This is a genomic window from Chryseobacterium sp. OSA05B (assembly GCF_019970065.1).
In the GTDB taxonomy this organism is placed as follows: Bacteria; Bacteroidota; Bacteroidia; order Flavobacteriales; family Weeksellaceae; genus Chryseobacterium.
In genome coordinates this window covers 509,720-531,909 of record NZ_JAHXYH010000001.1, presented here as the reverse complement: position 1 = coordinate 531,909, position 22,190 = coordinate 509,720, and the positions used below count along the sequence as shown (strand labels likewise).

At 37.5% G+C, this 22,190-nt stretch carries 24 protein-coding genes; 9 read left to right on the top strand and 15 right to left on the bottom strand.

Translation table 11 applies throughout. The features are described 5' to 3' along the window. Positions 1–12: 12 nt before the first annotated feature. From LC419_RS02320 to mdlD, 4 genes are all read right to left on the bottom strand, one after another. Positions 13–1,059, bottom strand: coding sequence for an anhydro-N-acetylmuramic acid kinase (locus LC419_RS02320; RefSeq protein ID WP_223605836.1), 1,047 nt, complete (start codon positions 1,057–1,059; stop codon positions 13–15). Position 1,060: 1 nt separating this feature from the next. Beyond that, entirely contained in the window at positions 1,061–1,657 is a 597-nt protein-coding gene (gene lptC, locus LC419_RS02315) for an LPS export ABC transporter periplasmic protein LptC (protein ID WP_223605835.1), read from the bottom strand. Position 1,658: 1 nt separating this feature from the next. Continuing rightward, a complete protein-coding gene (locus LC419_RS02310) occupies positions 1,659–2,981 on the bottom strand; it encodes a hypothetical protein (RefSeq protein WP_223605834.1) in 1,323 nt (440 codons plus the stop codon). Between the two features lie 194 nt (positions 2,982–3,175). Then, the gene (gene mdlD, locus LC419_RS02305; protein ID WP_223605833.1) at positions 3,176–4,495 is read right to left on the bottom strand and encodes an NAD(P)-dependent benzaldehyde dehydrogenase MdlD; all 1,320 of its coding nucleotides are present in this window, start codon (positions 4,493–4,495) and stop codon (positions 3,176–3,178) included. A 394-nt stretch (positions 4,496–4,889) separates the two neighbouring features. Between mdlD and LC419_RS02300 the strand changes: the two genes are divergently transcribed. From LC419_RS02300 to LC419_RS02275, 6 genes are all read left to right on the top strand, one after another. Next, the gene (locus tag LC419_RS02300; RefSeq protein ID WP_223605832.1) at positions 4,890–6,008 is read left to right on the top strand and encodes a DNA polymerase III subunit delta'; all 1,119 of its coding nucleotides are present in this window, start codon (positions 4,890–4,892) and stop codon (positions 6,006–6,008) included. Positions 6,009–6,336: 328 nt separating this feature from the next. After that, positions 6,337–7,590, top strand: a complete 1,254-nt coding sequence (locus tag LC419_RS02295) for a tail fiber domain-containing protein (RefSeq protein ID WP_223605831.1) — start codon at positions 6,337–6,339, stop codon at positions 7,588–7,590. A gap of 292 nt (positions 7,591–7,882) precedes the next feature. Then, on the top strand, positions 7,883–8,509 hold the full coding sequence (locus LC419_RS02290; protein ID WP_090023157.1) for a TetR/AcrR family transcriptional regulator: 627 nt from the start codon (positions 7,883–7,885) through the stop codon (positions 8,507–8,509). Continuing rightward, positions 8,493–9,812, top strand: a complete 1,320-nt coding sequence (locus tag LC419_RS02285) for a TolC family protein (RefSeq protein WP_223605830.1) — start codon at positions 8,493–8,495, stop codon at positions 9,810–9,812. Before LC419_RS02290 ends, LC419_RS02285 begins: the two co-directional genes overlap by 17 nt. Positions 9,813–9,827: 15 nt before the next feature. Next, complete coding sequence (locus LC419_RS02280; RefSeq protein WP_223605829.1) at positions 9,828–10,931, top strand: HlyD family secretion protein; 1,104 nt, start codon at positions 9,828–9,830, stop codon at positions 10,929–10,931. 134 nt (positions 10,932–11,065) lie between these two features. Next, positions 11,066–12,643: a DHA2 family efflux MFS transporter permease subunit gene (locus LC419_RS02275; RefSeq protein ID WP_223605828.1), complete on the top strand. Its 1,578-nt coding sequence runs from the start codon at positions 11,066–11,068 to the stop codon at positions 12,641–12,643. Positions 12,644–12,870: 227 nt separating this feature from the next. On the opposite strand, the gene LC419_RS02270 is transcribed toward LC419_RS02275, so the two are convergent. From LC419_RS02270 to LC419_RS02260, 3 genes are read right to left on the bottom strand one after another with little or no spacing between them, the layout of a single operon-like run. Beyond that, positions 12,871–13,887 carry a TQO small subunit DoxD gene (locus LC419_RS02270; protein ID WP_223605827.1) on the bottom strand — a complete coding sequence of 339 codons (1,017 nt, stop codon included), beginning with the start codon at positions 13,885–13,887 and terminating at the stop codon, positions 12,871–12,873. A 55-nt stretch (positions 13,888–13,942) separates the two neighbouring features. After that, entirely contained in the window at positions 13,943–14,323 is a 381-nt protein-coding gene (locus LC419_RS02265; protein ID WP_223605826.1) for a hypothetical protein, read from the bottom strand. Positions 14,324–14,340: 17 nt separating this feature from the next. Further along, positions 14,341–15,255 (bottom strand): alpha/beta fold hydrolase, encoded by a 915-nt coding sequence (locus tag LC419_RS02260; protein ID WP_223605825.1) that lies wholly within the window; start codon positions 15,253–15,255, stop codon positions 14,341–14,343. 148 nt (positions 15,256–15,403) lie between these two features. Here LC419_RS02260 and LC419_RS02255 point away from each other — a divergent pair, with 148 nt between their 5' ends. Both LC419_RS02255 and LC419_RS02250 read left to right on the top strand, forming a co-directional pair. After that, a complete protein-coding gene (locus tag LC419_RS02255) occupies positions 15,404–15,721 on the top strand; it encodes a MazG-like protein (RefSeq protein ID WP_223605824.1) in 318 nt (105 codons plus the stop codon). Beyond that, positions 15,721–16,269, top strand: a complete 549-nt coding sequence (locus LC419_RS02250) for a DNA-3-methyladenine glycosylase I (protein WP_223605823.1) — start codon at positions 15,721–15,723, stop codon at positions 16,267–16,269. Before LC419_RS02255 ends, LC419_RS02250 begins: the two co-directional genes overlap by 1 nt. A 105-nt stretch (positions 16,270–16,374) precedes the next feature. Here LC419_RS02250 and LC419_RS02245 read toward each other — a convergent pair whose 3' ends face one another. The 4 genes from LC419_RS02245 to LC419_RS02230 form a co-directional block, all read right to left on the bottom strand. Continuing rightward, positions 16,375–16,884: a hypothetical protein gene (locus LC419_RS02245; RefSeq protein ID WP_223605822.1), complete on the bottom strand. Its 510-nt coding sequence runs from the start codon at positions 16,882–16,884 to the stop codon at positions 16,375–16,377. Between the two features lie 43 nt (positions 16,885–16,927). Continuing rightward, positions 16,928–17,374 (bottom strand): hypothetical protein, encoded by a 447-nt coding sequence (locus LC419_RS02240; RefSeq protein WP_223605821.1) that lies wholly within the window; start codon positions 17,372–17,374, stop codon positions 16,928–16,930. Between the two features lie 11 nt (positions 17,375–17,385). Further along, a complete protein-coding gene (locus LC419_RS02235) occupies positions 17,386–17,979 on the bottom strand; it encodes a hypothetical protein (protein ID WP_223605820.1) in 594 nt (197 codons plus the stop codon). 154 nt (positions 17,980–18,133) lie between these two features. After that, complete coding sequence (locus tag LC419_RS02230) at positions 18,134–18,526, bottom strand: helix-turn-helix domain-containing protein (RefSeq protein ID WP_223605819.1); 393 nt, start codon at positions 18,524–18,526, stop codon at positions 18,134–18,136. 95 nt (positions 18,527–18,621) lie between these two features. Here LC419_RS02230 and LC419_RS02225 point away from each other — a divergent pair, with 95 nt between their 5' ends. Then, positions 18,622–19,152, top strand: a complete 531-nt coding sequence (locus LC419_RS02225; RefSeq protein ID WP_223605818.1) for an NAD(P)H-dependent oxidoreductase — start codon at positions 18,622–18,624, stop codon at positions 19,150–19,152. A gap of 237 nt (positions 19,153–19,389) precedes the next feature. Here LC419_RS02225 and LC419_RS02220 read toward each other — a convergent pair whose 3' ends face one another. The 4 genes from LC419_RS02220 to LC419_RS02205 all read right to left on the bottom strand — a co-directional run bounded on the left by LC419_RS02220 (position 19,390) and on the right by LC419_RS02205 (position 22,170). Further along, the gene (locus LC419_RS02220) at positions 19,390–19,608 is read right to left on the bottom strand and encodes a hypothetical protein (RefSeq protein WP_223605817.1); all 219 of its coding nucleotides are present in this window, start codon (positions 19,606–19,608) and stop codon (positions 19,390–19,392) included. 283 nt (positions 19,609–19,891) lie between these two features. Further along, complete coding sequence (locus LC419_RS02215; RefSeq protein ID WP_223605816.1) at positions 19,892–20,362, bottom strand: hypothetical protein; 471 nt, start codon at positions 20,360–20,362, stop codon at positions 19,892–19,894. After that, positions 20,362–20,862: a DUF2199 domain-containing protein gene (locus LC419_RS02210; protein ID WP_223605815.1), complete on the bottom strand. Its 501-nt coding sequence runs from the start codon at positions 20,860–20,862 to the stop codon at positions 20,362–20,364. Before LC419_RS02210 ends, LC419_RS02215 begins: the two co-directional genes overlap by 1 nt. Before the next feature lie 57 nt (positions 20,863–20,919). Beyond that, positions 20,920–22,170 (bottom strand): HEAT repeat domain-containing protein, encoded by a 1,251-nt coding sequence (locus tag LC419_RS02205; RefSeq protein WP_223605814.1) that lies wholly within the window; start codon positions 22,168–22,170, stop codon positions 20,920–20,922. Positions 22,171–22,190: the final 20 nt, after the last annotated feature.

Here is a 22,190-nt window from a genome sequence, read left to right as displayed (position 1 = left end):
TGTCTCCCGAAATCAACAGATTAATCCCGAACTGTGATCCGTTGTACTTCCTGTAGCAGAAGCAAGGACATTAATTTCATTATTCAACCTTAGAACACCCATAAAGGCGAAGATCAGTGCTTCTTTATAATCAATGATCTCCTTTTCCGGAATAATGATCGCATATTCCGTTTTTTCTCTGATTTTTTCGATCAGGAAAGTATTATAGGTACCTCCGCCGGTAAAGAGAATATTTTGTAAATTGTTTTTATTAATAATCTCTGAAATCTGTTGCGCTACATGTTCAGTAATGGTAGCCATGATATCTGATGTCTCAGTGTTTTCCAACAGAGGAAAAATATGTTCACAGCACCATTCAATGCCTAATGATTTGGGGTGTGGCAGGCTGTAGAACTCAATAGAATTAAGCATTATTAAAAGATCTTCATCAATCGTCCCTTTTCTCGCCAGGTCTCCATTTTCGTCAAAATTTTTATTGAATTTCTGAGCAAGTCTGTTCAGGACAATATTCACCGGAGCAATATCAAATGCTATTCTTTTATCATTCTGTTTTAAAGAGATATTGGAAAATCCACCCAAATTGAGGCATGCATCATATTCAGAAAAGAGCAATTCATCTCCGATAGGAACTAAAGGTGCTCCGTTTCCGCCCATCAGTACATCCTGACTTCTGAAATCGTAAATTACGCGAAGACCTGTTGCGATTTTTATCGCTCTTCCGTCTCCGATCTGTAAAGTAAACTTTTTTTGAGGCTGATGAAAAACCGTATGCCCATGAGATGCGATCAGATCGATATGCTCAAGGCGGTTGCTGTCAATAAATTCTCTGACTTTTTCGCCAAGATAAAAACCATATTCCGAATGAAGTTCCAGGAGTTCTTCCGAAGATAAATGGATAGAGTTGCTGAGCTTTTCTTCCCAGTTTTTGGGATAGGGAAGGGTTTCTGCCTTAAGGATCTGAAAATTCCAGCCGTTGTTCTGTTTCTCAAAAGCGGCAAAACATATATCCAGACCGTCCAGACTGGTGCCGGACATGAGCCCAATAGCCTGAAATCTCATGTTACTGTGGTGTTTTCTTTTCTTCGAGTCTTTTTGTACTGAAATCTCCGGAATTATTGAAGAAGGTATATTCCGAGAAATCATCTTTAGCTGTCATTCCATTGGCGCCTACAAGGGTAGAGCCGTCTTCCATGGTAACGTATACGGTGTCTTTGGTGTAGATCCTGTTTTTTCTCTGATCCCAGTAAATACTTTGCATCGCAAAACGCTGTCCTTCATTGGTAGTAATTCTTACATCACCTTTTGCTTCATAGAATTTTTTATATTCAAAAATACGGGCATATTTGGCTGTAATTTTACCGGGTACTTTAGGTTTCTTTTTATCGAAAAACTCGATATTGATTCCTTTTCTGGCCACTACATAAGGACTGTCGATCAATTCATATTTTTCAATGATCGGAGCTTTGGCTTTTAATGAGATAAAACCTGAATCCCTCTGGATAATATTGGCATTATTGATGATCTGTGAAGGGAAGTTCTTGCTTTTACTTCCATTGGCCTTGGTAAGGTCCTCCTCGCAGGATGTCAGTATAAAAAATATAGCACAACTAAAAAGGCATGCTATATTTTTATATGATATTTTTTTTGAAAAATTCATTTTAGTTGTAAAGAGTCTTTCTGAACCATCTGTCAGCAAAGTTGAAACCGATTCTCAGGTTGATAAAATTCTGATTGATCAGATTGTTTTTTAGAGTTCCTCTTTTTCCTAGTTCTACGCCTACTTCAAGACCGCTCATTCTGGTGATGCTGCTTGTTTTGAATGGAAGCATTACCCCGGCAGAGATTCCAAATTTATTGATGCTGTTACCATCTATCTTAAGGTTTCCTCTTTCATAGAACGCTCCGTATCTGTAGATTACTCTTGAAAAATAATTTCTGAAGTTGTTGTAGTTGGGCAGGTACCACCCTCCGGCTGAGATTCTGTACGTATCCTGGAAGTCAAAAGTCTTCCCAAAATAAGAAATATCCTCTCCTTTTTTATAATCAAGCTGTCCTGATACAAACCACTGGTTTTCACTTCCGTAACCTACCCCTAAGGATGCCTGTAATGGAAGAAGGTTTTTAGAACTTGTACTTTTCTTTTCTATAACAGTTTCCAGAGCTTTTACACTTTCTGCAGCATCAGAATATCTGTACGTACTGTTGGTATAATCAGTAGTCATATTACTGGTATTTCCAAACGTAGCCGTTGCCCCGATGGTTAATTTTCTGTCAGTACGCGTATTCAGACTCTGGTAACTTCCACCCAGGGTGAAGTTAAAGTTTTTAATGCTGTTTTTGGTTTCGTAACCGTTGATGTATTCAGTATTTGCAACACCGTTTTTATCATAAGATCTAAGCTCATTCAGGTCGTAAAGATTTCCAAAGTATAAATTGGCTCTCAAACCTACAGCAAAATTCTGGTCGATTTTATAAGAAACGGCTGCCTGTGCTGTGTTTAGCGTTCCGCTTCCTTTAAAACGATTGGTGTAATATCCTCCCTCAGAATAGTTAGGGTCTGTAGTATCGTAGTTGGTAGAGTGTACAATATCATAACTTTTAGAACTGTACGGCTGATAGGAAAGTCCCATTTTCACCTTTGGCGACAAAGGAAAAGCTATTGCAATATTAGAAAGATACGTTGAATGTTTGGTAGACTTCGTATCGTTGTAATTAGTTTTGAAGTAATTGTTTTCGTTGGTAGCTTCCAGTCTGATACTTGTAAGCTCGAAATTAGAGTTATTCGCAGGGTTTGCGAAATTGAAGCTGCTTGTGAAATCACTGATATAAGCAGTAGATATACCACCCATAGAGGCAGTTTCAATAGTATTATCATATTTTACATCTCCAATTCCATAAGTTGCATACGGAGAGTTACTTATACTCTGTGCATTTAGGAAGTATCCAACTGATATGAATGATACCGCAAAGATTTTTTTCATTCTTTATTTTTAAAACAATGCGCAAATATCTTAAATATTAATGAATTGTAAAAATTATATGTGGTTAAAGTTTGTTAAGGGCCTGTCTTTAAAAGAAAAATGCAATTTTTCACGAATAAAAATAAAAATTCTATTATACGGAAAAGACCATTCATATGCGGTGAATGGTCCTTTTTAAGTCTTAAATCTGTCAATTATTTTACCTGAAGTACAGATCTGCTGTGGCTGAAATTTTCAAAACTGAACTTTCCGTGGTATTTTCCCATTCCGGAAGTTCCCACACCTCCAAATGGTAAATAATGAGAGCCGACATGAATAATCGTACTGTTGATTTCTGCATCACCACTTGTGGTACGGTTCAGAATATCATCTGCAAATTCCTGGCTTTCTGTAAAAACATATAAAGCTAATGGTTTAGGTCTGCTGTTTATTTCTTCAAGAGCTTCATTAATATCGGTATACGTTAATATCGGCAGGATAGGGCCAAAAATCTCCTGCTGCATCACCTGATCATTCCATGTTACCTGATCCATAATAGTGGCTTCAAAATGACGGGTTTCAAGGTCGTAGTTTCCACCGTAGATTACTTTTTCAGGAGCAGCTTCCAGATAACCCGCAAGATGTTTGATCTGATTCTGGCTGACAATTTTTCCTATTTTACCCAATGATCCATCTGTGTAAGTCGCATTTAGATACGCTTTGAATTTTTCAATAAAGAGATCCTTCACAGACTCATGAATGTAGATATAATCCGGAGCAACACAGGTTTGGCCGCAATTGATCCATTTTCCATAAGAAATTCTTGCCACCGCTTTATCCAGATCTGCATCGTGATGAACAATGGTAGGTGATTTTCCTCCAAGTTCCAGCGTTAAAGGAATAAGCTGTTCAGCAGCTGCTTTCATGACAATTTTCCCAACATTCGGACTTCCCGTAAAGAAAATATAATCGAAAGGAAGGCTGAGTAATAAGGTGTTCTCTTCAATAGCTCCCTGAACTACGGCAACATAAGATTCTTCAAAGGATGCCTTTACAATATCTTCCAGAACTTTGGCTACGTGTGGTGTATTTTCAGAGGGTTTAATGATCGCTGTATTTCCTGCAATCAAAGCGCCTATAAGCGGGCTGAAGGTCAGCTGAACCGGATAATTGAAAGGGCCTATGATATAATTCACGCCATAAGGCTCATATATAATTTTACTCACTACTTCCGCTCCGGATGGATGTGGTTTTGATTCTACCGGAGTGGGTTTTGCCCATTCGTCTATATGGTCAAGCAAATAATCGAGTTCACCCAGGACAATTTGAATTTCTACATATTCCGCTTCCTTTCTGCTTTTTCCTAAATCGATATCCAAAGCCTCACAGAGTGAATCCGTATGAGCGGAAAACACGTCACGGAATTTTCGTAAATGTGCTTTTCTGAATTCAATATCTTTAGTCTGATTGGTTTTGAAAAAAGCCTTCTGTTGCTCGAATACATCTCTTATTTTCTGTTCCGATTCTTTATTCATTTTATTATTATTTAATGATTGAAATGTGTACTGAAATGGTATCAGTAAGTTAATTAAAAATTGATAGGTCAAATGTATTGCCAAAAATTATATTGTGTGCGATTTAAAATCTGATTTAGTCTAATTGAATGATTGATGTTTCCTATTGGGAATTTTAGAAGCAAGAATCAAGATCCAGAGTCAAGATTTTAGACATCAGATTTCAGATACATCAGACGATAATTCGTTAACTTAATTTACTATAACTGATAACTAGCAACTCACCAACCATCAACCATCAACCAAAATACGCCTGCATCCCGAAACTTATAACTCATCACTATTCTATCTCAACCCCGCAACATTAAATTGACTTAATCTTCGCAATTGAGATAAGATTTTTTATCTTTGGGACATGAATTGGGAGAACATCGCCGGACAGGAAAATCTGAAAAAACTTCTTCAGGAAAGCATCACCGAAAACAGAGTAAGCCATGCACAGCTTTTTTTAGGAAAAGAAGGGTATGGAACTTTCCCTATGGTTTTGGCCTACGCTAAGGAGATTTTTAGCAGAGAAAATGAGCACGCGGCCGCAAAAGTGGAACATTTGAACCACTTGGATCTGCATTTCAGTTTCCCTGTTTTTACCGATAACAAAAATTCGTTAAGCAAAAATAAATTCGAAGATTTCAGGGAAATGATCATGGCTTCTCCGTATGCGAGCTACGATGACTGGACGGCTTTCCTGGAATCTGAAAATAAGCAGCTTTTTATTTCCGCCGATGAAATTGATGATCAGAACCAGAAGTTTGCCCTGAAAAGTTTTGAGGGTGGAACCAAAATTCTGATCGTCTGGAGGGCCGATAAAATGAATGTTGCTGCAGCCAATAAATTTCTGAAATTTTTAGAAGAACCGCCTGCAAAGACCCTTATTCTTCTCACCGCCGAAACTGCGAACGATATTCTTCCGACCATTCTTTCCAGAACACAGATCGTGGAAGTTCCGAGGCTTAACGATGAGGACCTTGAAAACTACCTTAAAAAGAATGCTTCAGTTTCTGCTGAAAAGATAAGAGAGATCGTTCACGAAGCGCAGGGAGACCTTAATGATGCTCTGAAAATTTTAAATTCCGGACACAAAAGCGATGAATTTGAAAAGCTTTTTATCCAGTGGGTGCGTGATGCATTTATGGTGAAAAAGAAACCGCAATTCCTTAAAAGTATCATTTTCTGGGCGAGAGAAATCGCAGGGTGGAACAGGGAAAAACAGAAAAACTTCCTGAACTACTGCTCTGAAATCTTCAGACTTGCCCTTCTTCAGAACTACCAGTCTGAAAATCTAGTCTATAAAAAGATAGATGCAGACGGCTTCAACTGGGCCGGATTCTCTAAATTTATAAGCGGGGCCAATATTGAAAGTATTTTAGAAGAAATCAATACAGCGGATCTTCACCTGACCCGAAACGGTAATCCTAAAATTGTCTGGACAGATCTGGGGATCAAATTATCGCGTTACATTCACAAAAATTCTTAGCTTAACCTGAATTATGTTCCGGGTTGATTAGTTGAGGGTTCTGAGTTACTGATAATTAATTAAATGAATTCTCGTCTGATATCTGGTGTCTGGAATCTGACATCTTAAATCTTGGCTCTCAAAAATTCACATTCACTTGCGAGCAAAATTGACTATTCTCAATACTCCTTTCAGCATCTGTTACACTTGCTTCCCAAATAATGGCACTTACTAAGAAAACAGCTACACTTATTTATTCATAATACAGGGATATATTTTGTTTTAATAGCTTCATAGAATCATTAAAAAGTTCCGTGAATCAAACTGAAACCATAAAACAAGATATATTATGAAAAGATCAAGACTCCTTTTAGGTCTGTTATTGTCAACAGCCGCGCTATCAGTTTCTGCCCAAAATGTATGGACAGGAACTTCGACACCTACCACCACTACAGGAAATGTCGGAATTGGAAATGCATCACCCCTTGCCAGATTGGATATAAACAGTGGCTCCGCAATATCCGCTTTGAAAATAAATCATGTATATAAAATGTTTGGGACTAACACGCCCAATATTGTAGAAATATACAATCAGGTTGGAAATATAATTCCACCCGTAGATCCGGTGATGATTAACTGGCTGAGCTATGGAGGTGTTTTTGGACTTCGGTCTCTTTCAAATACAGCCAATGAAAGCAGGATGATGTATAATGACAATCTGGGTAACCTGAAATCTTCAAATCTTACCATGTATTCAAGTCCTACATTTGGAAATGGGACCAGTATTAACTCTATACGAGGGGTAGCCTATTTAAGCTTTCTGAATGGTGGTAACGGCAGTGCCTCCGGGTTTGGTACAGTTTCAGGCGGTGCCAATGGAATTTATATCGCTAGATTGGGTGTAGGGGTTGATGCATCATCTACTTATGACGTGGATGTTTTTTATGGATCAGTCAGAGCGCAGGCATTTGTTTTAAGTTCAGATAAAAAATTAAAGGATAATATTATGCCTTTAAAAGATCTTTCTTCCAGGTTGCTTAATATCAAGCCTTACTCTTATACTTTTAAGTCTAAGGAAGGAAATACAGACAAAAGAGCTGATAATGATAAACTGCACTTCGGTTTTATCGCCCAGGAAGTAGAAAAAGAATTCCCGAATCTGGTTACTATAGATGAGAAAGGAAATTATGCCCTTAATTATATTGAATTTATTCCGCTGCTACTGAACGAACTTAAAGAGCAGAAAAGCGAAATCAAAGACCTGAAAGAAAGAATGGCTGCACTGGAAGCGAAGATCAACGGAGTTTCTGAAACAAAGAAAACGGTAGCAGATCAACCGGCTTCTTTATCGTCGTTTTCATTGGAACAGAACGTTCCCAATCCATTTAATCAGGAGACTGTCATCCGTTTTAATGCTGCCGGAGAAAATGTATCCATCGCGGTTTTTGATATGGGTGGGAGACAGCTGCAATCTATTCCTGTAAAAAGAGGCGAAAAGCAGATTACTATTTCAGCCCGAACGCTCACGCCCGGAACGTATATCTATAATCTACAGGCTGACGGAAAATTAATTGATTCAAAAAAAATGATTGTTACCCAATAAAGATCCTGTTTTCATAACAGAAGATCCGGCATGATAGCCGGATTTTTTTGTGGAGTGGGCTGAAGGATTAGTATTCTTCTTCTGTTTTCGGGTAAGATAAGATACCAAAATACATTCATTATTGAAATGGTAGATATACTTTCTTGGCGGAAGTCAGATTATATGGGCATCTAATCTTATTAATTCTCAGTTGATTATGTTGGCTAATATTAAAAGAACATTAAAAAACCAATCAATCGTTTGATTTTTTGAAAATCTTGTGTACATTTGCACCCTGAAAAATAGAATGACTATGGTTTCAAAAGAAGAAAATATATTATTTGCTGCTGAAAAGCTTTTTGCTGAAAAAGGTTTTGAGGGGACTTCCACAAGAGAGATCTCCAAGGCAGCGAATGTAAATATCTCTATGATTTCTTACTATTTCGGATCCAAAGAAAAACTGTACGAGAAATTGGTGGAATACAGAATGAATGAGGGGCAGTTCTTTGCGAAGGATATTCTGGAAAGAACGGATATCAACGATTGGCAGAAGATTGAGAAAGTCGTGGATCAGTTTTCCGGAAGGGTAAGACATCACAAATGCTTTTACAGAATTATGCAACGGGAGCAGCTTTATACGCAAAATCCGCAGATTGTGGAATTTCTTAAGCAGACCAAGATGGGCTTTATCTCCATGTATTCTCAGGTTTTGGAAAGCGGACTTAAAAAAGGAATTTTCACTAAAAATCCTCCTATCTATTTACTTCATGCCACGGTAAGCGGAACTTTATTTTACGCATCCAATGCCAAGGAAATGTACAAAGAGTTCCTGAACGATACCGACGATGATGAAGTATTTGAAGAAAAATATTACACAGAACTTAATAAACATATAAAATATTTACTAAAAGACCTTTTAGGTTATGAAGAGAATAAATAACTCGGTGTTCGCATTATCTCTGTTTATGGGAATTGCAGCCATTAATGCTCAGGAGAAAAAACAGCTCACTCTCGACGAAGCCGTGCAGCTGGGAATCCAGAACAGTAAAAACCTTAAGATCGATGCCGCCAAGATCGAAGAAGCTACGGCAGATCTTTTGGAAGCCAAAAACAGACAGCTTCCGGAATTGAAAGTGTCAGGAAGTTATATGTATCTTCCTATCAAACCCAATCTTGATCTAAAAATTGGCGGGGGTTCAGGGGCAGCAGGGGCAAGTCCGGATGTACATCAGGTGGCTTACGGAACTGTTAATTTAAGTGTTCCGATCTACAGTGGCGGAAGAATTAAATACGGGATCCAATCTGCAAAATATCTGGTAGAAGCTTCAAAACTGAGCACTGAGAATGATAAAATAGCAATTGCTTACAACGTAGCTCAGGCTTATAACAACTTATTTAAAGCCAATCAGTCCATTAAAGTTTTAGAAGAAAACCTTACCGCTTCTCAAAAGAGGGATGAAACTTTTCTTAAACTGGAAAACAACGGGGTAATTGCAAGAAACGACCGTTTAAAAGCAAACCTTCAGACTTCAAATATCGAGCTGCAATTACTGGAAGCCAAAAACAACTACAATATTGCCAACATCAATATGGATCTGTTGCTAGGTATTCCTGAAACTACAGAAATTGAAGTAGATCAGAATTATATAGATGAAGGTTCAGAAGTAAAAGCCGTTGATTACTATGTCAATGAAGCCAGAGAAAACCGTAAAGATTTACAGGCTTTGGCTCAGCAGAGAAAAGCAGCAGAACTGGGTTCAAAATCGGCAAAAGCTGAAAACCTTCCTTCAATAGCATTTACCGGAGGGTATGTAGCGGCAGACGTTCCGAAAGTGCTTACCGTATACAATGCAGTGAATGTTGGGATAGGAATTTCTTACAATTTATCCAATATCTGGAAAGAAAACTCTTCACTGAGACAGTCTCAGGCAAGAGAAAAGCAGTTGGCTGCAACGGATGAGTTATTGAATGACAATATTAAGCTTGATGTGAACAGAGAATATCAGAATACAGATTACTCCAAAAAGAGAATATCAGTGTATGAAAAAGCAGCTGAGCAGGCTAATGAAAACTACAGAATCACAAAAAATAAATATGACAACGGTTTGGCAACCATGACCGAACTTTTGGATGCCGATGCAGCTCAGATTGCATCAAATGTAGGAGTTATCAATGCAAAAGCAGATGCAGCACTGGCTTACAGAAAACTATTACAAACTACAGGAACTTTAACATTTAAATAAAGATTAAGACCAAAAATGGAAAATAATAATACACCAGTAATTGAACCTAAAAAGAAAAAAAGTTTAGTTTTCCCGATCATTTTAGCGGTTGTCGTTGTGGTAGGAGGGATTTACGGGTACAGAACATATTCTTACGGACAAATTCACGAAGAAACGGATGATGCCCAGATTGCTTCCAACATGAGCCCTGTCATTTCTAAAGTTTCAGGCTATGTGACGCAGGTAAAAGTAAAAGATAATCAGTTTGTAAAGAAAGGAGATACTTTGGTGATCCTGGACAACAGAGATCAGAAAATGGCTTTGGTACAGGCTGAAGCAGCATTAACGACTGCAAAAAGCAATATTTCAAACGCACAGGCTACGACAACAGCAACGTCTAAAAGCATCAATACTTCAGAAGCAGCTGTAACAACCGCCAATGCTCAGATAGAAGCAGCGAAGGTCAACGTTTGGAAAACCAATCAGGATCTGAAAAGATATTCGGTTCTGGTAAAAGACCATTCTATTACGGAACAGCAATATGAGCAGGCTTTGGCAGCAAAACAGTCTGCAGACAGACAGTTGCAGGTTTTGGTAGATCAGAGAAATCAGATCGCTCAGCAAACGAACGTAGCGTCTTCTCAGACTGCTGCAAGTTCTCAGCAGATCAGCGTGGCAGGTTCAGTGGCCAAGCAGAGAGAAGTAGATGTGGAAAACGCAAGACTGAATCTTTCTTACACCATTATCCTTGCTCCGGAAGACGGATTTGTAGGAAAAGTTCCAATCCAGGCAGGACAGTATTTACAGGCGGGATCTCAGTTGTTCAGCTTAGTGAAAAACGACCAGAAATGGGTAGTGGCCAACTTTAAAGAAACTCAGGTGGATAAAATGGTGGAAGGTCAGAAAGTGAAAATCGAGATCGATGCTTTCCCGGATACAGAATTTGACGGAGTGGTAAGTTCATTCTCTCCGGCTACAGGTTCTACCTTCTCTATTCTTCCTCCGGATAATGCGAGTGGTAACTTCGTGAAAGTAGTACAAAGACTTCCTGTAAAGATAGACTTCGTAAAACTGGACCCGAATATTGCTAAAAAGCTAAGAACGGGAATGAACGTGAAAGCAGAAGTTTCGCTTAAATAATATTAAAACTGTGAAATAAGTGAATTGTCAATTTTGCTGATGCAAGTCAATTGCTGAGGATAACATGAGATTGAAAATTGACAAACGAAGTTGATTTACCATTGGCAATTCACCTTTTTACATCGTAAAAAACTATGCAAGATTCATTAGTAGAATACGGAGCCCGAAGAGTGATCATTACGATCACAGCTATTCTTTGTGCTTTGCTGGAAATTGTGGATTCCACGATTGTGAACGTTGCTCTGAACGAGATGAAGGGTAACCTGGGCTCTACACTTTCCGAAGTGGGCTGGGTGATTACGGCTTATGCCATCGGTAACGTGATTATCGTACCCATGACAAGCTGGCTTTCCCAACAGTTCGGACGACGAAATTACTTTGCAGCCTCTATTATCATTTTTACCGTATTCTCTTTTTTATGCGGTAATGCAGATAATATCTGGGAACTGGTATTTTTCAGACTCTGTCAGGGGATTGGAGGAGGAGCCTTACTGGTAACCTCACAGACCATCATTACGGAATCGTACCCTGTTGAAAAAAGAAGTATGGCTCAGGCTATTTATGGTTTGGGAGTAATTATCGGTCCTACATTGGGCCCGCCATTGGGAGGATATATTGTAGATAATTTCAGCTGGCCATATATTTTCTATATTAATATTCCTATTGGGATTGCGGCCACTTTAATGACCTTACAGTTTATAAAGAGTCCGAAATATGCCGAGAAACGTAAAGCTTCAGATGTAGACTGGTTAGGAATCGCTTTACTGGCAGTTACAGTAGGTTCATTACAGTATATCTTGGAAAGAGGACATGAAGAAGACTGGTTTGCGAGTGAATGGATTGTATTATTTACAGTATCAGCAGTTTTAGGATTTATATTATTCCTCTGGAGAGAGCTTACTTTCAAGTATCCGATTGTAGAGCTAAGAGTTTTGAAAAACAGTAATTTAAGGATTGGAACCGTGATGTCCTTTGTATTAGGATTTGGTTTATATGGTTCTACGTTTATTGTTCCTTTATATACTCAGAGTATCCTCGGATGGACAGCCTTAGAATCCGGAGCATTAATGATTCCTGCGGCATTAACAACCGCTTTCATGATGCCTATTATTGGTAAGTTACTTTCAAAAGGGGTAAAACAGCAGATCCTGGTATCTTTAGGATTATTTACCTTTTTCGTTTATAGTTTCTGGGGGTATAAAATTCTAACGCCGGACACCGGTAAAGACGCATTCTTCTGGATGTTGATGGTAAGAGGAGCCGGATTAGGATTATTATTTATTCCGATCACTTCATTATCATTAAGTACATTGAAAGGTCAGGAAATTGGTCAGGGAGCCGCATTTACGGGGATGATGAGACAGTTGGGAGGATCTTTCGGGATCGCGGCTATCACAACATTTATAGCCAATGCCAGCCAGAAGTACAGGGTGAATCTGATTTCTCATTTAGATTCCAATGACTTTGATGTCCAGCAGAGATTGAATGGTTTAAAAGCAAGCTTTATGGCAAAAGGGATGACTCCCGATGGAGCCATGAACGCCGCTTATAAAATGATGGATATGACGGTCACCAAACAGGCAACAGTATTATCTTATATGGATGTTTTCCTTTATTTAGGAATTGCCTTCTTAATTTGTATTCCGTTTATCTTACTCGTAAAAGAACGAAAAAGCAAAGAAAAAATAGATTTAAGTGAAGCCATGCACTAAATCATACTCAACACAAAACCTCCGGAATTTCCGGAGGTTTTTTTATGGAATTTTTTATTGAAAGAAGATGCTTCTTGAACTTCGGTTGTAAACATTCTGTTTATGCTCAGCATGACATTTCTAATACTGACTGATTTTTAAACGTTGTCATGTTGAGCGTAGCCGAAGCATTTAAACTTAATATTCTTAATAACTTAAAGAATCTTAATGGTTCAATTTTAAGTTTCTTACTTTATGTCCGCAGTCCATTCAATTCCGCTGATATCAATCAGCTTTACCGTATGAATCTCTTCATGTTTTACAGAAATATCATTGATATTTACCGTCAGATCAGCCTTTGAGCCCAGTGGAATAATCAGACTGTGTTTCCCGGGTTTTACTTTCGCTACATAATGATTTTTAATATGTTCTTTAGGAAACTTTGAGAGATCCTTGAGGTCTAATGCCTTTAAAACAGTTCCGTTTTTATCCAGAAGCTGAATTCCGATCAGAAAAGAACCGTACACATCGGCCCCTTGCGTTCTGTACACTTCAAACGTCACCTCCGAAGCAGTCAGGGAAACGTTGGAAATTTCGATCTTAGGTTTTACCGATTTATTATGAAGCGTTCCCCAAACTCCGCCATGGAAATATTGGTTGGTATACAGCGTGAGTCCGAAAATAAAAACAGATCCCGCCAGGACAAGCGTTTTCGGTTTCGATAAAGGAAGCACACCTGAGCCCAGCCACAGAAACCATTTTTTGTGAGTGAATGCCTTATTCTTTTTAATGAAATAATGATCCAGTGAGAAAGAGCCGCTTCCGGTAAGGAATAAAACAAACCCACCCGCGATTCCTAAAACACCGATCTGCCATTCATCCAGACAGGTCGTTCCGATCCAGCCGGAACCGAGAAGTATTCCCATGGCAAGACCGAAAATTCCGATGCTCATTAATCTTGTAAATAAGCCTAAAATAATGAACAGACCTACAATGCCTTCAATAATGGTAAAAGTAACCATGGAAGTATGCAAGGCATCAGGATGAGTAACCAGATATTCTATAAGGGGTTTTATTCCTAAGGCATTAGGCAGAAAATGATTGAATTTTTCACCGATGTATCCGGCTTCATCCGGAATAAGTTTGTTTTCGAGGACGAGTCTGCGCCAGAACGCTGAAAAATAGGTCCATCCGATCACGAGACGGAGTGATAAAGTATAAAGTCCGGCCAGATCATAAGATCGGCTGTCTGAAGTATGTTTCATTGAAATTGTATTGTATTAAAAGACTGTTTATAGAAAATTGGATTCAGATAAGAATCTAAACCACATGTAATTTCAGCCTTTTAAACAGGATATATTTCGGCGGGCTGTTTCCGGTAGTTGTTCCGGAATATTTGTTTTGAAAACGGATTTTCCCTTCTTCCGGAGATGGAACGGTATCTGTAAAGTACTTGTGTTCCTTAGATTTTAAGATGCTTTTTGAAGCAGAAACTTGGCTTGAAGAACGTTCCGTTACACTGTCACAGGCATAGGATTGAACGGAATCTGTAATTTTTACTTTGTTTAAACCACTGATATACTGAATGTCAAAAATACTCAGAAGATCTCTTTTTACGGAGCATGGCGATAATGAAAACACCAATATAAGCATCATGATGAGTGCTTTATAGTTTTTCATAGGAGTGCCTGTGGTTCGCATGTTTACAAAACTACATTTTATTTTAGATTTTCACCCATGAATTGTAAAAATTCATCCTGCTGATCAACAAAGAGATAGTGGGAACAGTTATCGATGGCTTTAAAATGATTTTTGCCAACGATGGTTTTAATGTCATTGAGCTGTTTCGTAGAAAATATTCCATCGTTTTTCCCATAAACGGCGAAAATTGGAATTCCGCTTTTTTTAATTTCGTTCAGAACAGATGTATTATCAAGGTTGTTCTGGGATTCATTTTTATAGAACTTCAGTGGTGATTCCTGATTTCTGAAATTGGTGGTGTAAAATTCACCGGCTTCATATTCCTGTCTCAATTGCTTACTTTCCGGAGTCGGGGAGGGCATGGTGAAGAAATTCATTTTGCTGGCAATTTCATAGCATCTTTTTCTATAAGCTGCGGAGTTTTTGCTTAAATTTTCAATCTCCGCAATTTCCTGAAGCAGGGAAGGATCATTTTTAAATTTTTCTTTGGCCTGTTTTAAAATATGATCATAAGTTTCCTGCTGGGAAAATAAAGCACCTGCCAATGTCAGTGACCTTACTTTTTCAGGAAACTGTTTGGTGAAAAGGGTACCGATAATTCCTCCAAAGCTGTGGGCAAGGATATTTGCTTTTTTAAGATGGTAAGTCGCATAGATCTGGTTGAGATCTTCAAAGCTTTCTTTAAAAGTCATGGTTGCATGGTCATCTTTAGATCTCCCTTCGCCGCGTCTGTCATAAACAATCACATAAAATCCTTTGTCTGCAAGCTTTTGTGCAGTAGTTCCTTCAAACAGGGTAGCATTTCCGCTGGGGCCGCCGTGGATGAAAATAACAGTTGTATCATTTGGGCTACCATAAGCTTTAGAATAGATTTGTTGAGCATTAAAACAAAAATAAACGAGGGCAAAAAGAAAAGACAGAAAAGATTTCATAGATTGTTTTTGAATTTTCAAATGTATAATGTTTTTTAGAATGCGAACTCATAAAATTTAAAAATAAAAGTGCTGCTGACTAACAGTTGTCACTATCCTGTCTTATCTTTATCGTTCGAATGAGTCAGAACCAGTTAAAGCAAAAATAATGGATCAAAATAATCTAGAAGAAATCATTAAACGCTCCCTTAACATCAGAGAAAACTATCATGAACTGGAACGCCAACACCACGGTACAGAATGGACTTTGGAAGAGGATACTCTGGCTTATCTTACCGATGCAGGATTGGTGGGCAGAGATATCATGTCTCACCAGAAAAGATGGCTTAAAAAAGATTCCGATGCCGAATTAAAGCATAAATTGGGCGAAAATATCTGGTGGCTGATTGTTCTGGCCGATCGCACAGGAATTGATATTAAAGAAGCTTTAGACGAATTTTTAACCAAAACAGAAAAATTATTTTAATGAGTTATTGTTTAGCCATAGAAGGAATGCAGCCCGAAAGCAGAAAAGAACTGCATAAAAACTACCACGATCATTATTACGGATTTCCGATCCATGATGACAATGAACTGTTCGGAAGGCTGATCCTGGAAATAAATCAGGCAGGACTGAGCTGGGAAACCGTTTTAAAGAAAGAAGAAAGTTTCAGAAAAGCATACAACAATTTCAATATCCAAACGATCGCTGCCTATACGGAAGAGGACAGAGAAAGACTCATGAACGACAGCGGAATCATCAGAAACCGCCTGAAAATAAATGCAGCCATTGAAAACGCAAAAACCATTATACAATTGCAAAAGGAATTCGGATCTTTTGAAAAGTGGCTGGAACACCATCACCCGAAAACGCTTCAGGAATGGATGAAGCTGTTCAAAAAGACTTTTAAATTCACCGGTGGAGAAATCGTGAATGAGTTTTTAATGAGCACGGGATATCTGAAAGGAGCCCACGCAGAAACGTGCCCTGTTTATAAGACTGTGCTGGAACAGAAGCCGCTTTGGATGGAGTAGATTTGTGTTTGAGAGTTTGAGGGTTTTAGTGTGGGAGAGTTTGAGTAAAGATGGTATTTTTTTAATCATCAAATCATCAAATCATCGCATTATCACATCAACAAATCATCTCAAATTTCTCACCGAAACATCCGGTTTCTCACCCTGTGGAACAATGAAAATAGCATTATCACTGATGGCATCTCCCGGATCAAAATAATAACTTCCTATGACAGGAATCATATTAGTCACGAATTTTCCGGATTTATCGTAAGCGGAATAAGAGACGTTGATCATTTGGGCTTTCATTTTCAGTTCGATTTTTTTGGAGGTCAGCTTAGCACCGGTTGCATTGATGCAGTCGAGTTCTACAAGTCCGATGTTGCTCACGATCTGAGGGTAAGAAGTCAGTCTTATATTGTATCCTTTGTCTGAGGCGTTTTTTACAGTCGCTGAAACCTTATAGCGGTCGTAGGGTTTTCCGCCGGCTTCCACACTTTCTTTGTTTAAAATATTAAAAGTAACGCTCATTCCGTTGACTTCTATAGTCTGACCATCAGAAATTTTCTGTGCATTAACATTGATTCCGAGGAGTAAAGGGAGGGATAAAATGAGGAAAAAAAACAGATTTTTCATAGTGTCGTTTTTAAGTTTTACAATACCTTAAATTTACGAATTATTAATCCTGTGCACTAAAATAAATGAGAAAATTCTTTTCTTCGCCTTCAATGTATAAGTAGTCATAATCTATACCCAACTGATATTCATAACTTTCCTTATTAACATTTTGAAAATGGAATATCCTCTTTTCTTTGGTGAACGATTTTAAGGAATGATAAAAGCTTTCTGTTTTTTCTGAATTTTCTGTCCCGTCCGGATTGATATTCTTTGACCTTTCACGTCCAAAAAACCACTTATGTATTGTTTTTTTGAGTTCAGATTCAGTTATGGGTTGTACAGTCAGTTCCTTATTGTCTTTTAAAGCAAAGTGGGCTATCATGAAATCCACAGCATTGATGGAATGATCAAATGCAACGATATCAAATTCATAAAAATAATTGGCGCCGGGATTATTTCTCAAAGCATGAGCAGATAAAATCTCTTTTAAAAAATCTAATGTAACCATCTGTTTTTATATTATTTATCGAAAAATTTGAATTCACTTCTTAATACATCCAATAATTCTTTAAAGGAAATTAACTCATCAACATTAGGGTAAATTTTTAAATAGGATTCTGGATTATAGTACTCAAATTCGTTTTCCGTTTTATCTGATTTTATTTTCACATAATAAGAAACCCCATCCACTACAACAGACTTAGATCTTGAAACCATATTCTCGCCATCTTCCGTAAAATATTCTTTATTTTTCTTTTCTAATTTATACTGAATACTTTCCCAATGAGGAAGATGTAAAATATCGGTGTCAATAATTTTTACCCAAACAAGCTCTGGGTTGTTTGAAAGATGTAAACTAGATTTTTTGACCTGTACTTTCTGATTTTGAGTGGCTACGGTTTCATACCATTCTCCAACCCAATTGTTATGATCCTGATACAGTCTGAACATATCTAATCCTGTAGAAATAGCATGTTTCCTGTAAATTCTTACTTCATGATTGTTGAATGGCAGGTTTTCTATGTTTAAAATTTTGTCATACTTATTGACATTCTGTGAAAATAAAACATCAGAACTTAAAAACAAAAAAAGGAATATTAAAGTTTTATGCATGAACGTGATTTGCTTTGTAGTATGTAAATGACAGGTTTTTGAATAATGTGAAATTCTATTGGTAGCTTGTTTCATCAATAGGAACGGGCTTTAGCCCGTTCAATGAATAAAATAAAATCAATTGGCTTTAGCCCAAACTTAAATTCAGCGCTTTTTATACCTTTTGTGGCTCAGAATTGACCTCTTTATCACGCATAATCTCCTTATGCTCTTTACCCCATTTTTCAAATTCCAGGATGATAGGTTTTAGCTTGTATCCGATCTCTGTTAGCTCATATTCCACGCGGGGCGGAACTTCAGCATAGACGGTTCTGGTGATGATTTTATCCTCTTCAAGTCTGCGGAGTTGTAGCGTGAGCATACGTTCTGTGATATTGTTCAGCTTTTTTCTGAGCTCTCCGAATCTCAGTTTTCCATTGATAAGGTAGCAGCAGATGGCAAGCGCCCACTGGCCGCCGATGGTATTGGAAGCATAGATCTCCGGACACTCATCAGATAGGGCTTTTTTATTGGCAAAATTGGTCGATGTTTCCTTTATTTTAGTCATTACTTACATTTTTTATAGTACCATACAATTGGGTACTACTATTTAATATGTAAGTTACGTATATTATTTTTGCTGAAGAAAATTCAAACAGAAAAATGAAAACATTAGTAATAGTCATTCACCCCGATATTGAAAAATCGGTGATCAATAAAAGATGGATGGAAGAATTAAAAAAATATCCTGAAAAATATACCATTCACTTCCTGTACGAAGCTTATCCGGATGAAAAGATTGATGTAGCAAAGGAACAGCAGCTTATGGAGTCTTATGACAAAATTGTCTTTCAGTTTCCGTTTTACTGGTTCAGCAGTCCGCCGCTTTTGAAAAAATGGTTTGATGAGGTGCTTCTTTACGGCTGGGCCTATGGAAGTAAGAGCGGTTACAAAGTTGGAGGGAAAAAGATGTCACTGGCCGTTACTGCGGGAATAGATGAAGAAGGCTACAGCGAGTCCGGAAAGTACAAATATACCATGAATGAGCTTTTCCGTCCCTACGAACTGACTTTTGACTATATCAAAGGAGATTATAAAGAGCCTTTTGTATACTATGGAATTGAAAATGATTCTTCACAGGAATGGATTGAGAGCAGTGTACCGATGTATCTGAAGTTTTTAGAAGGTTTGTAATTTAATCTTTTGATTTATTTTTGATTGAATAAATAATAATTCCAGTCAGTGAAAAAATAATTCCCAATGCCCAAAAAGGCAGCCAAAAAATAAAACAAAACTCCGCTAAGCTTCTGACTATTGGTGAAAAGTTTCCTTTGGCAGTAAACATTCCTGCCCCAATTAAAAACATGATGACAGAAAGGGGAAGCATCACTATTCCGCAAAGGAAAAAGTATTTACCAATTGATCTTAATTTCAAAGCATATATTTTTTGTTAAACTCATTTAAATCTATAGCTTGATCTTGGAAATAGGCTTTAAATTTATTTGAAAGCTTTTTATCTTTGAATTTAACGATAGTATATCCACTGTCAAATGCTGTGATTTCGAGATAGGATTCTTTAATCAAATGTTGATTTGGTTTCCATACATTTTCATCTTCTGCAGATAAATTTGAAATGAGGTTAAGATCCATTTGCATATTTTAGGAACAGCAGAAATAATTCCCCAAATTATTTGAGTCCGGGATTGATAAATTATATTAAACTCCTCTCTGTTTAAAATAAAATAATCTTGATCAAAAGTGATTGGTAATTTATCATTTGTCATGAAATCTAGATCTGTCAAGATCCAATCATAATAAATAAGGTTTTCCCAGATAGGTTTTAAAACTTCATGAAGATTCGTGTGAAATTCTACAATTTTTGTGCTTCTTATCACCCAGTTCATATTCAGATCATTAATTTATTCAATTGTTTTTACTCCCATCCCGGGCCGTCTTTTTCATGACACTCCGTTACAATGCCCCAATGTGAATATTCCAGTGGTGGAGCTCCATCCTCAGAAAGCCTGTACATCTCATAAAACAAATCAAAATATTCAGGGTTTAAATCGGTGTAATCCGGTAGCTCCGGATCATGCACCTTGATTCTTCCGTTTTCAATAGCTTTCCAGAACAGCTTTTGGTTTTCCTCTGTCAGACTTCTTGTATCCAGATGCCGGTTGATCCATTCATTGGTGCGTGCGCTGTAAAAGCCGTAGCCGCTTTCTGCTCTTTTATCTTCGTCTTCATCTTCGGGAGGGATCTGAAGTTCCAGCCATTCTGCCAACGGCTTCCCGTTTTCGATAAAAGCCAGTTCCTGAATTGCAATCCGTATGATATAATCATAGCCTGTCCATCTTCTGGAGAAACATCTTCCGTCTTTAAATACAATAAAACAGCTGGCCATTATTCAGGTTTTAAAATTCTGTTAATTCTTTTTTCAGCTTCCTCGAATGAAATCCCATTATAAAAATCATGAACGAAAGGATGATCGTGACTTTGGTGAGGAAAGACAAAAGGACGTCCCACATTGTTATTGACGACAACTGTGGTTGGAATACTTTCTTCAAAATTATAATCCGGAAGATAATTGGACAACCATCCGAAATATTTTGCTTCAAATTCCTTATTATCATAGTTTTCGACATATTCATCAAAGCTTTTTTCACTCAGTGAAACCCAGATTCCGTATTCCAGGTCCTGGCAGTCTTCTTTTACTTCCTGAACCATGACGGCACGGATGAAACGGTGCGTATATTCCAGATCTTCAATAATGCATAAATCTGATGTCAATTCTGCATTTTCAAGTTCTCTTTCGCTTAAATCGTAGTAAAAGACAGGAGCATTATAAGCGATGGCCGGCCACTCTTCTTTTTCTTCTCCGCAGCATTCACAGATGTATTTCATATAATATATATCTTGTATCAAACTATTACTATAATTAAAATAGATTACTCCCGATTGCTAATCAGCAGAATTACCATCTTCCAACCCTTTTTTTATCAGTTTTTGATTTTCTTTAGACTGTACCAGAGGATTAGGATTTTCTTTTATAGTTTCGGCTGTCCAGTACCGAACCGTTGAACTCGGATTTTTCAAAAGTGATAACATTAAATGAACACTTTTGTCATCAGACCTGTTTTGTAAAGCTCTTACCAGTTCGGCTAAAACATTTTTATCTTTTGTATTCTGAAGGGCTGTCTGTAAAGGATCCAACATTTCATCTCTTGCCAGTAAAGGCTGATCATGGACAGAAAAATAATGGTCTTCGGGTATTTCTTTGTTTTGTATTGTAGTTAACCAGAAATTGAGATTTTCAGGGTTTTTAGAATTGAAAAGGGCATCCATGATGTCTTTATCAAATTTTTTACTGTTATTCACCTGTGAAACTAAATATTCCCGGTCTGCTTTTGTAGGACTGTTAGCTAAAGCCCTCAAAGAAATTTTTCTTGTTTTTTCGTTATTGAGAAAAGGTTGGAGAAGGCTTATAAGATCAGGCATCTGAAGTTCCCCCAATGTATAAATTGCATATCCTTTCAGGTTAATATCCCAGCTTTTTACTGCATTTTTTACCAGCTGCTCTGTTTTAGCATTATTTTCTGTTACCGATAAAAGCTGTACAGCTAATATCTTTGATTTTTCATCATGGCTGTCTATCTTTTTATAAGCAGTATTTCTTAAAGAATCTTTATTCAGTTTAAAATACATGGGAAGCATATGAGCATCACCAAAATTTTCATTTTTCACCAGAAAATCAAACAGATCATCCGTACGGTTTGTCTTTAAACTTAATAAAGCCATCCCGGACCAGAGAAGAGTCCCTTTATCGTTTTCTGTTTTAATTTTTTCCAACAGGATTTGTTCCTTTGAATGATCCTGAGTTGATGCAACCAGCAAATAAGCAAGAATTCTTTTGTTTGTGTTGGCAGATCCGAGTAGTTGATCAATGTTTTGTCTATATAGGTTATCTTCTTTAAAAGCCAACATAGAATAATCGTTCGGATGATTTCCTTGTAACGCAGAAAATAATTGAGTAGTATCACTGTGTGGCGTTAAAATAAGTGGGTAATCCCGAAATAAAACATTGAGCTGGTCTTCAGTAATTTCTGTATTTATGATATTTTCAAAGTCCTTTTTGAATTCTTTTATTGTCTTTTCCTGGGCAGATAAAAACATACAAGCGATTAAAAAGGTAATAGTAATTATTTTTTTCATTTTTCTTAGTAACAATAGCT